Origin of the sequence: Ensifer sp. (assembly GCF_035999135.1) — a bacterium.
Taxonomy (GTDB): Bacteria; Pseudomonadota; Alphaproteobacteria; order Rhizobiales; family Rhizobiaceae; genus Ensifer.
Genome location: NZ_DASYGZ010000005.1, coordinates 1 through 14,523 on the forward strand (window position 1 = coordinate 1; position 14,523 = coordinate 14,523).

Here is a 14,523-nt window from a genome sequence, read left to right on the forward strand (position 1 = left end):
CGACCACGGCAAGTCGACGCTTGCCGACCGGCTGATCCAGTCCACCGGCGGCCTCGCCGAGCGCGAGATGTCCGAGCAGGTGCTCGACAGCATGGATATCGAGCGCGAGCGCGGCATCACCATCAAGGCCCAGACGGTGCGTCTGCACTACAAGGCCAATGACGGCGAGACCTATGTGCTGAACCTCATCGACACGCCCGGCCACGTCGACTTTGCCTACGAAGTCTCGCGCTCGCTGTCGGCCTGCGAAGGCTCGCTGCTCGTCGTCGATGCCTCGCAAGGCGTGGAAGCCCAGACGCTTGCCAACGTCTACCAGGCGATCGACAACAACCACGAACTCGTGACCGTGCTCAACAAGATCGACCTGCCGGCGGCCGAACCCGACCGCATCAAGGAGCAGATCGAGGAAGTGATCGGCATCGACGCGTCCGACGCCGTGCTGATTTCGGCGAAGACCGGTCTCGGCATTCCCGACGTGCTCGAAGCGATCGTCACCAAGCTGCCGGCGCCGAAGAGCGACGGCGGCGATACGGCGCCGTTGAAGGCCCTGCTGGTCGACAGCTGGTACGACACCTATCTCGGCGTCATGGTTCTCGTGCGCATCATCGACGGCACGCTCAAGAAGGGCATGACCATCCGCATGATGGGCACCGACGCCAAGTATTCGATCGAACGCGTCGGCGTGCTGACGCCGAAGATGGTGGCGATGGACGCGCTCGGCCCGGGCGAGATCGGCTTCATCACCGCCTCGATCAAGGAAGTGGCCGACACCCGCGTCGGCGACACCATCACCGAGGACAAGCGTCCGACCGCAACCGCACTGCCGGGCTTCAAGCCGGCGCAGCCGGTGGTCTTCTGCGGCCTCTTCCCGGTTGACGCCGCCGACTTCGAGGACCTGCGCTCGGCGATGGGCAAGCTGCGCCTCAACGACGCGTCGTTCTCGTTCGAAATGGAATCGTCTGCCGCGCTCGGCTTCGGCTTCCGCTGCGGCTTCCTTGGCCTGCTTCACCTCGAAATCATCCAGGAGCGCCTCGAGCGCGAGTTCGACCTCGACCTGATCGCGACGGCCCCTTCGGTCGTCTACAAGCTGTTCATGACCGACGGCTCCGAGCGCGAACTGCACAACCCGGCCGACATGCCCGACGTCGTCAAGATCGCCGAAATCCACGAGCCGTGGATCCGCGCGACGATCCTGACCCCCGACGACTATCTCGGCGGCATCCTGAAGCTCTGCCAGGACCGGCGCGGCATCCAGATCGAACTGACATACGTTGGCACCCGCGCGATGCTGACCTACGACCTGCCGCTCAACGAAGTGGTGTTCGACTTCTACGACCGCCTGAAGTCGATCTCAAAGGGCTACGCCTCGTTCGACTACCAGATCACTGAGCACAAGGAAGGCAACCTTGTGAAGATGTCGATCCTCGTCAACGGCGAGCCGGTCGACGCGCTGTCGATGATGGTGCACCGGATGGCGGCGGAAAAGCGCGGCCGTGAAATGTGCGAGAAGCTCAAGGAGCTGATCCCGAAGCACATGTTCAAGATCCCGATCCAGGCCGCGATCGGCGGCAACGTCATTGCCCGCGAGACCATCTCGGCGCTCCGCAAGGACGTGACCGCCAAGTGCTACGGCGGTGACGCAACCCGCAAGCGCAAGCTCCTGGAAAAGCAGAAGGCCGGCAAGAAGCGCATGCGCCAGTTCGGCAAGGTGGAAATCCCGCAGGAAGCCTTCATCGCCGCCCTCAAGATGGGCGACGAATAAGGGCACTCAAGGCTCGGCTGATTGAGGGAGGCATTGCCTCCCTTTTTCTTTTTGTGCCGGAGCCGCTATTCCGGCAATTTCCTCGGCAGCCATAGCCAGGCAGCGGTGCCCAAGGCCAGGAGCGCGAGCCCGCCGACGCCGGCGGCCATGTGCAGGCCGGTGAGGAAGGCTTCCTTGGCCTGCAGGATCGTCTCGGAAGACAGGCCTGGATGATCGAGCGTTTCGTCGAGCGTACCGGCGACGCCCGGGCCGAACAGGCGGAAGCTGAGGGCGGCCAGCGAGCCCAAAAGTGTGATGCCGAGCGCGTTGCCGAGTTCGTTGCTGGTCTCGGCGATCGAGCCGGCCGCACCGGCGCGTTCGGCCGGCACCGCCGACACGGCAATCTCGGCGACCAGGCTGAAGGAGAGGCCGTAGCCGATGCCCGCGACGACGGTCGAGGCGATGAGGGCGGCGACGCCCGCCTCTGTGCTCGTCAACAGAAGCAGGAAAACGCCGGCTGCAATGAGGACATGCGTTGCGACCAGGGCCGTCCGGCGGCCGACCTTGTCGACGACGTGGGCGGTCCCGACGCAGGTGACCATCAGCACCACGGCGCCCGGCAGGGTCAGGAGAGCGGCGGTGAAGACATCGAAGCCCAGCACCGATTGCAGATAGATGCCTGAGAGGTAGCCGACCGCGGACCAGACGACCAGCGGCAACAGGCCGGTGAGGATGGCGATCGAAAAGATCCGGTCGCGGAAGAGCCCGAGATCGAGCAGCGGATAGACGATCCGTGTCTGCCTGCGAAGAAACAGCGCGATGGCGACGATGCCGACGATCCCGGCGGCGGTTTGCAGCGCCGTGAAGCCGTGGGCGGCCGCGGTCTTCAGCGAATAGGTGAAGAGCAGGATGCCGGCAAAGGACAAGACGAGGCTCGGCAGATCGATGCGGCCATAGGTCGTGGTGCGGACTTCGCGAAGCAGGATAGGCGCGGCGATCAGGAAGCCGAGCACGACGGGGACGTTGATCAGGAACACAGAACCCCACTCCAGCCGCTGCAACAGAAGGCCGCCTAGAACCGGACCGATGGCAAAGCCGGCGGCAAAGGTGGCCGCGAAGATGCCGATTGCCTGGGCGCGCTCGCGCGGGTCGGGAAACAGAGCGCTGACGATCGCCAGGCCGGAGGGCAGCAAGGTGGCGCCGCCGAGCCCCATCAGCGCGCGCGCAGCGATCAGCGCAATCGGCGACTGCGCATAGGCGGCGGCGAGCGATCCCAGGCCGAAGATCACCGCGCCGATCATGATCAGTCTCAGCCGGCCATAGCGGTCGCCGATGTTGCCGAAGGCGATCAGCAGCGATCCGACCACGAAGCCGTAGATATCGAGGATCCAGAGCGCCTGGTCGGCCGTGGGCATCAGCGCCGAGGTTACGCGTGGCATGGCGAGGTAGAGGATGGAACCGTCCATGGCCACAAGCAGCACCAGTGGCAACACCGCCATCAGGCCCAGCCATGCGCTTTTCTCTTGGGAGCGTGGAAACGAAGTGTCGGTCATTGGGCATAAATCCTTTGCAAACGGCATGCGGGAGCATGCCGCGTCGGCCGCTGGCGATGACGCGGGCGGATGGTTGCGATTGGGGAACATCTTCTATATACTTCAGGTAAGTTACTTTTGGTATATAGTGATGTCAAGCGCCATGAAGACGAGCCCGGACACGACCAAGCGCATCCGCCTCACCCGCGAACAACGGTTGAGCCAGCTCATCGATGTCGCCTGGAAGCTCGTGCGCGAAGAAGGCACCGACGTGCTGACGCTGCCGCGACTGGCGGAAGAGGCGGCCGTTGCCAAGCCGGTGGTCTATGACCATTTCGGCACCCGCAACGGACTGCTGGCGGCACTTTACCAGGACTTCGACGGGCGCCAGACCGTGGTAATGGATGCCGCCATTGCCGAAAGCGCGCCGACGCTGGAGGCTACGGCCAGGACCATTGCCTCATCCTATGTCGATTGCGTCCTGACGCAGGGTCGCGAGATCCCCGGCGTCCTGGCAGCGCTTGCCGGCTCGCCCGAGCTTGCGGCCGTCAAGCGCGCCTACCGGCTGCTCTACATCGACAAGTGCCGGACGGTGCTGGAGCCGTTTACGGGCGCGGACGGCATTGCCCAGGCCGGCTTCTGGGCCATGCTCGGGGCCGCCGACGGCTTGTCTGAGGCCGCCGCGACCGCAGAGATCACGGCTGAAGAGGCGAAGGACGAGCTTTACGAGACGATCGCTGCGATGGTTGAGCGAAGCCGACGGTAGAGGCACCGGCAGTGAAAGATCCGGTTGGCTGACGCGACGTCTGCCAGGAATTTTCAGGCCTGCGTCTGGATCCTCGGGTCAAGCCCGAGGATGACCTCGAGGAGCGTAAAGCAGGGTCAAGGCGACAGCGTCGCCTTGACTTACGACAGCAGGAACCGCTTCCAGATCCGGTCCACCGGCGTGCCGTCCTTGAGCGGCACCGCCTTCTCGACCTTGTAATCGACGAAACCCATCTTGCCGTAATAGGCGAGCCCGCCGGCGTTGTCGGCACGGATGGTGGCGTTGAGCGCCGCAAGGCCGATCGAACGGGCGTGGTCGCACGTGGCCCTGAAGAGCGCCGTGCCGGCGCCCGACACCTTGTTGCCGGGGCGCGAGAAGGTGCCGATATCGGCCCAATCCTTGGGTATTCCGTCCCAGCGGTCCAGCGCCTGGAACGCGCAAGGCTCGCCAGCCTCATCCTCGGCGACGAAGCAGCAGACGAAGCCGGGACCGGCGAGGTAGTGCGCGACGAAGCTTTCAGGCGTGAACGGTGTCTGGTGAGCGGTTGTGCCGCCGATCCGGATGATCTCGTTCAGGAAGGTGCAGAGTGCTGGTGCATCGTCGGGGCGCGCGGGGCGCACGTGGATCGACCTCGTCTCGCTCGTCATCAAAATCGTCCTTCTGAAAATTGTTCGGTATCACCGCAGCGCGCGCGCCGGGTTGCCAGCCACGACTGCGCCGGCAGCCACGTCCTTCGTCACCACCGAGCCCGCGCCGACAATTGCGCCGGCGCCGATTGTCACGCCGCCGAGAATGATCGCGCCGCCGCCGATCCAGACATCGGCGCCGATTGTCACCGGGCGGGCGACTTCGAGGCCCTGGGCGCGAAGCGCGGCGTCCTTGTGGTGCTCGGCGCAATAGATCTGCACGCTCGGCCCGAGCATCGTGCCCTCGCCGATCGTCACCCGACCGCTGTCGAGGATGGTGCAGCCGGCATTGAGAAAGACGCGGGCGCCGAGATGAATGTTGATACCGTAGGAGCAATGGAACGGCGCCTCGATGACGACATCGTCGGCAACGGAGCCGAACAGTGCGCGCAGCGCCGGCGCCATGTCTGCACGTTCGGCCGGGGGCATGGTGTTGTGCTGATGCACAGCCTCGCGTGCCGTCAGCCGGAGGGCGTCGAGCTCCGGGTCAAGGCACGAATACCACTCACCAGCGGCCATCTTTTCCCGCTCGCTCGTGCTCACGCTTTCGCCTTTGCTTCGGCCGCCGCGCGCCGCGCCAGGCTTTCGGGCGGCCACTGGGTCTTCATGTCGTAGTAGATCTCGAAAGCCGGGGCGCCGCCTTCGAGCGAAAGCCAGCGAACCCTGGATCGCGTGAAGATATGGGCGTCCGGCGGGAAAGCCGAGGAATCGTCGAGGCTTGCGACCCTGAGAAAGGACAGCCAGCCGCGCCGGCCGTAGTCGCTCCAGAGCGCCGTCTGGCATTCGGCGCAGCGGTAGACGTCGTGAGGGCGGCCGCTGTCGGCGGGAAGCGACACGACCACGGGCTCGCCCCTGGTCAGCTCGATGTTGTCGCGCTCGATCACGCCATTGACCACGAAGGCGCTGCCGACCTGGCGTTGGCAATCGCTGCAGTGGCAGCAATTGACAAACATCGGCGCTGCCTTCAGCCGATAGCGAATGCGGCCGCAGAAGCAGCCGCCTTGCGGTGCGTCACTCATCCGTCGATCTCCTCCAGCATCGGGCCTGCATGTCCGATCATGCCACCATGACGGCCGATCGTCGCCACCCAGGCGCGCGCCAGCGCCAGGCCCGCGGCATCGGCCTCACGCCCATGGCGGGCAGCATGCTCGCGGTAGCGGGCGAGCCAGGTGGGATCGAGCCGGTTGATGGTATCCGGGAAGGTCCGGTTCCAGTCCTCGACCAGATGCGTGTCCGCCTCGAAATGGAACTGCGTGCCGTAGGCGGCACGCCCCATACGGAAGGCCTGATGGGCGGTGACGGCGTTTTCGGCGAGGTGGACGGCCCCGTCGGGCAGCGTGAAGGTATCGCCGTGCCACTGGAAGATCGGAAAGCTCTCTCCGACGCTGGACAGCACCGGATCGACGGCGCCCTCACCGCGCACATGCACCTGGCACCAGCCGAACTCTCTGGCGGCCCCGAGCAGGTTTTTCCCGCCATAGGCACGGGCCAGAACCTGGCTGCCGAGGCAGATGCCGAGCACGGAGCGGTCGCTGTCGCCGAAGGCGCGCATCAGCGTGGCAAGCGCGGAGAGATAGGGATAGGCGTCGTCGTCCAGCGCGCTCTGTTCGCCGCCAAGCACGACCAGGGCGTCATAGCCTTCAGGCGTTTCGGGAACGGGTTCGCCGAGATAGGCGCGGCGGATATCGATCTCGGCCTTTGCCTCGCGAAGCGCCATGCCGACCTGGCCGAGCTCGGTTTTCGCCATGTTTTCGATCACCAGTACCCGCATCGATACGCCCTTTCGTTCTTGCGAACAGAGACAGACCACGACCGCGTTCGAGGTTCAAGAGGCGAGTATGAGAGCAACCGAAAAGCCCATCCAGGCGAGCGATGTCGCCGCCGGCCTTGACTTCCTGCCCGAACTTTCCGACCCTTGGGGCATCATGATGTCGATCATTTCTTCCTATTGCTGCTTCCGGGTGTGCCCGATCGCAGGACCCTGACCCCGGCCCGGATGCTTGCGCTCTCCGGGTGAGGGGAGCCTTTCGCGTCGGCAGAAGAAATTTGCCACGCGGCTGAACGAGCGCCGAATCTCCAAAAATCTGTTTTCGACTGCGCCCAGTCGGCGCGCATCGATCGAACGTGTCAGGTCACATCATGGCGGCATCCCGCAAGAAACTTCCCCCGATCATCATCAATGCCGAAGACCACAAGCGGCTGTCGGCGCTTGCGTCGACCGCGCTCGAACGCGTGCCCGACGTCGCCGAGGCATTGCTTGCCGAACTCGATCGCGCCAAGATCGGAGCGGCGGACACCTTGCCTGCCGACAGCGTGCAGATGGGCTCCACCGTCGCATTCGAAGCTGACAACGGCTTTGCGAAGAAGGTGACGCTCGTCTATCCCGGCGAGGCCGATATCGAGGCAGGGCGCATCTCGGTGCTGACGCCTGTTGGTGCGGCGCTGATCGGCCTCTCCGTCGGCCAGTCGATCGACTGGCAGGATCGTTCCGGCAAGGTCCACCGCATGACCATTCGCGCCGTCACGGCCGATCAAAGCGCCTGACGCTTCGGCAACGTTCGCGCGTCCTTACGAAAACGGGGAGGCCGGTTTTCACCGCCTCCCCGTTTTTCTGACCGTCGTTTCCGATCAGAACTGCTTGCCGAGTTTCGCGTCCACCGACTGGCTGTTGGCGCCTCGGATGGCGAAGAAGAACAGGATCGCCGCCCAGAGGATCGACTTTTCGGCGCCGAAGAGCCCCTCTCCCTGCACGATGCCGTGGAAATAGACGGTGACGAGCAAAACGATCATGCCGGCAAAAGCCGCCGGGCGGGTCAAGAGGCCGATCGCGATCAGGATACCGCCGAAGAATTCCGTTGCGGCGAGAAGCGGCGACCAGAAGACGCCGGGGTAGAAGCCCAGCCCTTCGACCATGCCGACCGCGCCGAAGGGGTTGGTGATCTTGCCGAAACCATGAACCGCGAGCAGGACGCCGGCGAGGACCCGCAGCAGCGTCTCGGCAAAGGTGTCGAGCGGCAGGTAGATCTTCTGAAGCGCCGGCAGGATGGCGCGCGGGCGGGAAGTGGAAGCGGTAACGTCGGTCATCGGTGGCCTCTCCGGCGGTTGGGTGCGACAATTTGTGCAAGGCCGCATTGTCTCGCCGTGACGCGAGCCCAAAGCAAGCTGGCAGGCGATAAAAACATGACTAAATTGGTTGACAATTACGTGAGTGCGACGTGAGCGCGCAGGCAGCCGCGGTTGTCTCCATGATGCGCGACCGGTATGGTCGCCGCCCGACACAGATCCGCCCGACACAGATCCGAGAACCACCCGATGGACGAAAAGCCGCGCATCACCATCCTCTATTGCACCCAGTGCAACTGGCTTCTTCGGGCCGGCTGGATGGCGCAGGAACTGTTGCAGACCTTCGGCCAGTCGCTCGGCGAAGTGGCGCTCATTCCCGGCACCGGCGGCAATTTCGAGATCCGCGTCAACGACGGGCTTGTCTGGGAGCGCAAGCGCGACGGCGGATTTCCTGGCCCCAAGGAACTGAAGCAGCGCATCCGCGACATCATCGAGCCGGAGCGCGATCTCGGCCATACCGACAGGAGCTGATCCTGGATTTCGGCATTCTCGTTGGCGTCTTTTCCGCCGCCTTCCTGTCGGCAACGCTGCTTTTCGGCATGTCGGAAGCGGCAGTCGTCGCGGCAGCCCTGCATGGAGAGACGAGCCGGACCGCCCTTTTCGTCGCCGCAACAGGCGGCAACGTGCTGGGCGCCGTCGTCAATTTTGCGCTTGGCCGTTTTCTCATCCGTTTCGAGGATCGGCGCTGGTTTCCGGTGTCGCCGGCCGGGCGGCAGAAGGCGGAGGCCCTTTTTGCCCGCTACGGACAACCGGTTCTGCTTCTGTCCTGGGTGCCGGTCATCGGCGACCCCTTGACGCTGGTCGCCGGGCTCCTGCGCATGAAGCTGCCCTTGTTCCTGCTGTTCGTCACCGTCGGCAAGGCGGCGCGCTATGCGGTCGTGCTTTATCTGACGCCATAACGGCGCGGAAACTTTCAGCTGTGCGCGAAAATATCCGTCTCGTCCCAGCCGAGCAGGTCGAGCTTGGAGCGCGTCGGCAGGAAGGCGAAGCAGGCATCGGCATGGTCCATGCGACCATCGCGCAACAGCCGGGCTGTCAGCTTGTCGCGCAAGGCATGCAGGTGCAGCACGTCGGAGGCGGCATATTCGAGCTGGGCCGGCGACAGGATCTCGGCCGCCCAGTCGGAAGACTGCTGCTGCTTGGAGATGTCGACCTCGAGCATTTCCTTGAGATTGTCCTTGAGGCCGTGGCGATCGGTATAGGTGCGGCTCAGCCGCGACGCGATCTTCGTGCAGAAGACCGGCGTCGTCGTCACCCCGAAGGTGTGGAACAGCACGGCGATATCGAAACGGCCGAAATGGAAGATCTTCTGGCGCGCAGGATCCTCGAGCATGGCGACGAGGTTCGGCGCTTGCTTCTGTCCTGCGGCGATACGGATCACGTCGGCGGTGCCGTCACCCGGGGAAAGCTGCACCACGCACAAACGATCGCGGCGCGGGATGAGGCCGAGCGTCTCCGTGTCGATCGCGATCGCCCCTCGATAGCGGTCGGCATCAACAGCGGAAATGTCGCCTTCGTGGAACCGTATTGCATTCGCCATCGAAAATCCCCAGATCAAAGGAAGTGGTGTGGCCTATAGCGCAAGTTTGGCGCCGGCGATACCGTTGTCACATTACGCTTGCCGGTTGCCGCTTCGAAAGTCCTGACGATGTCGTCGTTTCACCTCGCCCTTCCCCTTTCCGCGCTTGCGCTTGCAGCAATGCTTTCCGCGATGCCGGCAGCGGCGCAGACCTACCGGGACCTCCCCGGCGTGCGCCAGATGGAGCCGCTGAACGGCGGCGGCGACCAGACCGTCTGCGAGCAGACGTTCGTCGACCGCAACTATCCGTTCGAATCGACGGCGCGCGGCCGCCCCATCTACGACACGATCTACAACTGCCGCCGCGGCGACGGACCCGTCTTCCAGGGCAGCGACCTGCCGCCGTCGCTCTATCGGCAGAAGCGCGGCCTCGGCTACTGAGGCACCGCGCCACCCGACCGTGCGGTTGCCCGGCTCCGGAACCATCCTGACGCTTGGCAAGGCGGCGATTTGTTCCTAGACCTGATGGCGAGGAAGCGGAGGCACCTCCGCCAGGGAGGAACCATGTCCGAAACGAGACCGCTCGCCATCAGCGCACCTCATCCGCGCACGCTCGACCTGATTTTCACGCCGCAGGCGCTTGACGACCTCAACCGGCGTTACCGCATCGTCGAAGCCGATCCCGACGATATCGCCGGACTGGGCGACGCCGTGCTGTCAGAGGCGCGCTACATCATCGGCCAGCCGCCGCTCGACGACGCCACCCTTGCCCGCATGGGCAAGCTGAGGGCAATTCTCAACGTCGAAAGCAACCTGATCAACAACATGCCCTACGAGACGCTGTTTCAGCGCGGCATCCATGTGGTGACCACCGGCCAGGTCTTTGCCGAGCCGGTGGCGGAGCTTGGCCTCGCCATGGCGCTCAACATCGCCCGCGGCATCGTCGATGCGGACCTTGCCTTTCGCGAGGGGCGTGAGCTCTGGGGCGGTGACGGCAACCGCTCGGCCCGGCTGCTGTCCGGCGCCGACATCGGCATCATCGGTTTCGGCGACCTCGGCAAGGCGCTGAACCGCGTGCTTTCGGGCTTCCGGGCGAAAATCCGCGTCTTTGATCCCTGGATGCCAGCCTCGATCCTGAAGGACAATGGCGTCGAGCCGGCATCGCTCGACACGGTGCTGGGCGAGAGCGATTTCATCTTCGTCGTCGCCTCGGTCACCAGCGAGAACGAGGGGTTTCTGGGAGAGAAGGCCTTTGCCCGCATGCGACCGGGTGCGGCCTTCATCCTGTTGAGCCGCGCCGGCGTCGTCGATTTCGACGCGCTGATGGCGGCGGTCGAACGCGGGCATATCGTGGCGGCAAGCGACGTCTTCCCGGACGAACCGTTATCGCTCGACCACCCCGTTCGCAAGCTCCCGGGCTTTCTGCGCTCGGCCCATCGCGCGGGCGCTCTCGACAGCGCCTTCAGGAAGATGGGCGACATGGTGCTCGAAGACATGGACCTGATGGACCGCGACCTGCCGCCGATGCGTTGCAAGCGGGCCGAACGCGAAACCGTCGCCCGCATGCGCTCGAAACCGGTAACCGTGAACTGACGACCGGTTTTCATAAAGGGCGCACGCGGTTAACGTGTTTTACGGGAATCGCATATAGGGTTTTCAACGCAAGGCGGCCCAGAGCAAACTTGCACGCATGGGTCGCCGTGCGTTTGAACGGCAGCGCAGCACCAAAACAGAGAGCCCGATGGCAGACAACGCGCCCGATGCCAGAATAAGCAGCCGCAGAGACGGCTGGAACAGTTCGCTTCGCTCGTTGTTCAGTCTGGTCATGGTCGCCATGCTGATTGCGGTTTCCGCCACGCTGGTCGGGCTTGACTACTATCGATCGCGCAATGCGGCGATCGCCGACGCCGAAGCCAACATGCGCGGTTTCATGAGCCGGCTCGTCGATCGGCTGGGGGTGCTTTCGGGCGATACCTCGGCGCTCGTCAGCCTCGTCTCCTCGGTTGCCAATTCCTTCCTCGTGCCGCCGCCCGAGCGCATGGCCGACAAGGTGGCCGTCCTTCGCGAAGGGATCTCCCGGTCACCGCATATCGACGGTGTCTATGTGGGCTATCCCAACGGCGCTTTCTTTCACATGGTCGATCTCAAGCAGGTCGCATGGCGCATGGCGCTCGATGCGCCGCGTGGTGCGGCCATCGCCGTGCGCTCGATGGAAAAGGATGCCGACGGCAAGTCCCTGCAGCGCGTGCTCTTTCTCGACAAGGACGGCACGCAGTTTTCCGACCGGATCGTTCCCTACTCGGGCTTCGACCCGCGAACCAGGCCCTGGTACCGAGCCGCGGTCAATGGCAGAGCCGCGATCTCGACCGGCCCTTACGAAAGTGCGACGACCGAAACGCTCGGAATGACGATCTCCCAGGCCCACAGGGGCAACCCTGAGATCGTCATCGGCGCCGACGTGATCCTCGACACGATCACCGATTTCCTGGCCCGCGAACGTCTGACGGCCGGGTCCGTTTCGTTCATCCTCGACAGTGTCGGTCGACCGATCATCCATTCGGACCGGGTGATGATGCGTCGCATCATGGCGGCGAAGGACAGGGATAGCCCGATCGTCCAGGCCGACAGCGACCCCCTGATCCAGAGCATTCGCCTGCATCCTCCGGCGCCCGGCAAGGCCGATTTCGTCCAGGTTGGCGACCGCACCTACCTCGTCATGGTGACGCCGCTCGAAACCGCACTGCTGCTGTCGGGCACCCGCGCGGTGGTGGCCGCGCCGCTCGACGAGCTCATGGCCGAAGCCAACCGCACGCTGGTGCAGGGGCTGGCGATTTCCGGTGCCGTGGTCACGCTTGCCGTGCTCGCCTCGCTGGTGCTCGCTCACCTGATCACCAAGGGCCTGAACCAGCTGACCGCCAGCGCCAACCGGCTGCAGGATCTCGACTTCACCACGCCGATCGACGTGTCGTCGCATGTCAGCGAAATCTCCACCCTCGGCGGTGCGATGAACAGGGCCCGCGACGCGATCTTCACCTTCGCGCTCTATGTGCCGAAGGAACTGGTGCGCAAGGGCATCGAGTCTGGCCACTTCTCCGGCCGCTCCGCCTGGCGCCAGGAAGTGACTGCACTTTTCACCGACATCTACGACTTCACCACGCTCAGCGAGCGGCATTCGCCCGAAGAGGTCGTGGCAATGCTGTCGGAGTATTTCGACATCTTCAGCGAGACGGTCGGCGAACACGACGGCACGATCATTCAGTTCCTCGGCGATTCGGTGTTTGCGATGTGGAATGCGCCGGCGCCGGACGACAGACACGCGGAGAATGCCTGTCGTTGCGCGCTCGCCGTGCAGCAAAGACTTCAAGTCTTCAACGAGGCGCAGCGCGCCAAGGGACTGCCCGAATTCAGGACCCGCTTCGGCATCCACACCGGCACCGCCGTCGTCGGCAATGTCGGCGCCCGGGAGCGGCTGCAATATACGGCCATGGGCGACACCGTGAACGTCGCCTCGCGCCTTGAAGGCATGAACAAGAACTACGACACGACAATCATGGCCAGTGGCGCCGTCGTCGCCCAGGCCGGCAAGGCCATCCACTTCCGGCCGCTCGGCACGGCGCAGGCCAAGGGCCGCGCAACGGCACTCGAGATCTATGAAGTGCTCGGCGCGGAACCGGAGGAAGAGGCAACCGAGACGACGACGCCGGGCACCCCGGACGGCAGCCTGAGTGCGAACAACGCCTAGAGCGGGCCGTCGTGCTCAGGGACCAACGCTGCGGCGCGGCCGCGTGACCCAGCGGATGCCGGCGACCACGGCAAAGGCCAGCAGCGGCCAGACGGCCCAGAACACCCCGTTCCACGTCAGGACGTTGATGGTCAGAAGCACCAGCCCGGCAAGCGCCAGCATGCCGATGCCGCGATCGATGCCCGGGTTGCGCTTCAACCAGCCAAGCCCCCAGAGAATGCCGAGGCCGAGCGCCGGCCAGACGGACCAGAGGGTCCCGTCCCAGGTCAGAAGATTGAGCGCGACCAGTCCCGCGGCGATGACCGCAAGCGTCGGCAGCGACCCGCGTCTGGCCGCAGCGATTGCTCCTTCGCGGCCGGTTGGCCCGGTCTCGGCGCGCGCAGTCGACGCTGTAGATGAACCGGCGGCACGGCCGAAGCCCGAAAGGCCGATCCCCGGGCGCGTGTCGGCCGCGCCGATCCGCACGGCATAGCTCGGAACGCCGCCGTCGATGTTCTTGACCTCGAGCGCTCCGAGAAAATCGAAGCCGACCGCGACCTTGTTGCGCACCTGATCATAGACGGTGTTGGAGATGACGATCCCGCCCGCGGGCGCCGATGCCTGCAGGCGCGCGGCGACGTTGACGCCGTCGCCATAGAGGTCGTCCCCTTCGGCAATGACGTCGCCAAGATTGATACCGATGCGAAACAGCATCTGCTCGTCGACAGGGCACTTGGCGTTACAGCCCGCCAGCTCGTTCTGCACGTCGATGGCGGTGCGCAGCGCCTCGACCACGCTTGGAAACTCGGCGATCAGACCATCGCCCCAGGTGTTGACCACCCGGCCGTGGTGCGTCTCGATCAGCCGCCCCATGGCATCGCGATGCTGCTTCAAGGTGGCGAGCGTGCCTTCCTCGTCGGCACGCATCAACCGCGTATAGTCCTGCACATCCGCAGAGAAGATCGTCGTCAGCTTGCGGCGCGTCTCAGACATCGCCCTATCCTCGCTCAAGAACCGCCACTGCGGCGGATGTTTGTCCGACGCCACGCCAGAGATGGTGCGTCGCGCGTCTCCCTCAGCTCGCGAACGCCTCTCAGGCGGCGCAAGCACGTTTCGCACCGTTCGCCATGGCGGCATATGCCAAGCGTCCGGCTCGATTTCCTCGCGGATAGAATATCAATGCTGTCGTCGAAAGCTTCAAGTCGCAACGGGCGAAATACCGTCGCCGCGCAACCGATGCGCTTCAAATCGATGCCGGATTGCGCGGAAATTCGCGGCCAAAACCGCGTGGAACCAGAAACGAAAAAACCCCGGCGAACCGGGGTTTTTCAAAACCAAGTCAAAGACTTGGCTTGGGAATTTGGTGCCCAGAAGAGGACTCGAACCTCCACACCCTTTCGAGTACCAGCACCTGAAGCTGGCGCGTCTACCAATT

18 protein-coding genes are annotated in these 14,523 nt (G+C 64.5%); 10 read left to right on the plus strand and 8 right to left on the minus strand.

What is annotated here, in order from left to right; genetic code table 11:
- The coding region (lepA, locus tag VGO12_RS00070; RefSeq protein ID WP_327510714.1) for a translation elongation factor 4 at window positions 1–1,762 on the plus strand (1,762 nt) is incomplete at its 5' end.
- 65 nt (window positions 1,763–1,827) lie between these two features.
- Here lepA and VGO12_RS00075 read toward each other — a convergent pair.
- A complete protein-coding gene (locus VGO12_RS00075) occupies window positions 1,828–3,294 on the minus strand; it encodes an MFS transporter (RefSeq protein WP_327510715.1) in 1,467 nt (488 codons plus the stop codon).
- A 130-nt stretch (window positions 3,295–3,424) separates the two neighbouring features.
- Between VGO12_RS00075 and VGO12_RS00080 the strand changes: the two genes are divergently transcribed.
- Window positions 3,425–4,039: a helix-turn-helix domain-containing protein gene (locus VGO12_RS00080; protein ID WP_327510716.1), complete on the plus strand. Its 615-nt coding sequence runs from the start codon at window positions 3,425–3,427 to the stop codon at window positions 4,037–4,039.
- 140 nt (window positions 4,040–4,179) lie between these two features.
- Here VGO12_RS00080 and VGO12_RS00085 read toward each other — a convergent pair whose 3' ends face one another.
- Genes VGO12_RS00085 through VGO12_RS00100 form a run of 4 tightly spaced genes read right to left on the minus strand, consistent with a single transcriptional unit; the run spans window position 4,180 to window position 6,496 of the window.
- A complete protein-coding gene (locus VGO12_RS00085) occupies window positions 4,180–4,686 on the minus strand; it encodes a GNAT family protein (protein WP_327510717.1) in 507 nt (168 codons plus the stop codon).
- 30 nt (window positions 4,687–4,716) lie between these two features.
- Complete coding sequence (locus VGO12_RS00090; protein ID WP_327510718.1) at window positions 4,717–5,268, minus strand: sugar O-acetyltransferase; 552 nt, start codon at window positions 5,266–5,268, stop codon at window positions 4,717–4,719.
- Window positions 5,265–5,744: a GFA family protein gene (locus VGO12_RS00095; protein ID WP_327510719.1), complete on the minus strand. Its 480-nt coding sequence runs from the start codon at window positions 5,742–5,744 to the stop codon at window positions 5,265–5,267. The genes VGO12_RS00090 and VGO12_RS00095 overlap by 4 nt, the downstream gene beginning before the upstream one ends.
- Window positions 5,741–6,496, minus strand: coding sequence for a type 1 glutamine amidotransferase (locus VGO12_RS00100; RefSeq protein WP_327510720.1), 756 nt, complete (start codon window positions 6,494–6,496; stop codon window positions 5,741–5,743). Before VGO12_RS00100 ends, VGO12_RS00095 begins: the two co-directional genes overlap by 4 nt.
- 67 nt (window positions 6,497–6,563) lie before the next feature.
- On the opposite strand from VGO12_RS00100, the gene VGO12_RS00105 reads away from it, so the two are divergent.
- The gene (locus VGO12_RS00105; RefSeq protein WP_327510721.1) at window positions 6,564–6,710 is read left to right on the plus strand and encodes a hypothetical protein; all 147 of its coding nucleotides are present in this window, start codon (window positions 6,564–6,566) and stop codon (window positions 6,708–6,710) included.
- 154 nt (window positions 6,711–6,864) lie between these two features.
- Window positions 6,865–7,269 carry a nucleoside diphosphate kinase regulator gene (gene rnk, locus VGO12_RS00110; RefSeq protein WP_327510722.1) on the plus strand — a complete coding sequence of 135 codons (405 nt, stop codon included), beginning with the start codon at window positions 6,865–6,867 and terminating at the stop codon, window positions 7,267–7,269.
- A gap of 84 nt (window positions 7,270–7,353) precedes the next feature.
- Here the strand turns inward: rnk and VGO12_RS00115 are convergent, their stop codons facing one another.
- Window positions 7,354–7,809: a DoxX family protein gene (locus tag VGO12_RS00115; protein WP_327510723.1), complete on the minus strand. Its 456-nt coding sequence runs from the start codon at window positions 7,807–7,809 to the stop codon at window positions 7,354–7,356.
- A gap of 228 nt (window positions 7,810–8,037) precedes the next feature.
- Here VGO12_RS00115 and VGO12_RS00120 point away from each other — a divergent pair, with 228 nt between their 5' ends.
- Together VGO12_RS00120 and VGO12_RS00125 are read left to right on the plus strand one after the other, a co-directional pair.
- Complete coding sequence (locus VGO12_RS00120) at window positions 8,038–8,319, plus strand: SelT/SelW/SelH family protein (protein WP_327510724.1); 282 nt, start codon at window positions 8,038–8,040, stop codon at window positions 8,317–8,319.
- A 68-nt stretch (window positions 8,320–8,387) separates the two neighbouring features.
- Window positions 8,388–8,747: a YqaA family protein gene (locus tag VGO12_RS00125; protein ID WP_327510725.1), complete on the plus strand. Its 360-nt coding sequence runs from the start codon at window positions 8,388–8,390 to the stop codon at window positions 8,745–8,747.
- 14 nt (window positions 8,748–8,761) lie between these two features.
- On the opposite strand, the gene VGO12_RS00130 is transcribed toward VGO12_RS00125, so the two are convergent.
- Window positions 8,762–9,388 (minus strand): ribonuclease D, encoded by a 627-nt coding sequence (locus VGO12_RS00130; protein WP_327510726.1) that lies wholly within the window; start codon window positions 9,386–9,388, stop codon window positions 8,762–8,764.
- 108 nt (window positions 9,389–9,496) lie between these two features.
- Between VGO12_RS00130 and VGO12_RS00135 the strand changes: the two genes are divergently transcribed.
- The 3 genes from VGO12_RS00135 (at window position 9,497) to VGO12_RS00145 (ending at window position 13,109) form a co-directional block, all read left to right on the plus strand.
- Window positions 9,497–9,808, plus strand: a complete 312-nt coding sequence (locus VGO12_RS00135) for a hypothetical protein (RefSeq protein ID WP_414650648.1) — start codon at window positions 9,497–9,499, stop codon at window positions 9,806–9,808.
- Window positions 9,809–9,931: 123 nt separating this feature from the next.
- The gene (locus VGO12_RS00140) at window positions 9,932–10,960 is read left to right on the plus strand and encodes a hydroxyacid dehydrogenase (RefSeq protein WP_327510727.1); all 1,029 of its coding nucleotides are present in this window, start codon (window positions 9,932–9,934) and stop codon (window positions 10,958–10,960) included.
- Between the two features lie 148 nt (window positions 10,961–11,108).
- Complete coding sequence (locus VGO12_RS00145; protein ID WP_327510728.1) at window positions 11,109–13,109, plus strand: adenylate/guanylate cyclase domain-containing protein; 2,001 nt, start codon at window positions 11,109–11,111, stop codon at window positions 13,107–13,109.
- 15 nt (window positions 13,110–13,124) lie between these two features.
- Here the strand turns inward: VGO12_RS00145 and VGO12_RS00150 are convergent, their stop codons facing one another.
- Window positions 13,125–14,081: an adenylate/guanylate cyclase domain-containing protein gene (locus VGO12_RS00150; protein ID WP_327510729.1), complete on the minus strand. Its 957-nt coding sequence runs from the start codon at window positions 14,079–14,081 to the stop codon at window positions 13,125–13,127.
- A gap of 186 nt (window positions 14,082–14,267) precedes the next feature.
- Here VGO12_RS00150 and VGO12_RS00155 point away from each other — a divergent pair.
- Window positions 14,268–14,523 (plus strand): hypothetical protein (locus VGO12_RS00155; protein ID WP_327510730.1); only part of this gene is annotated, 256 nt, incomplete at its 3' end.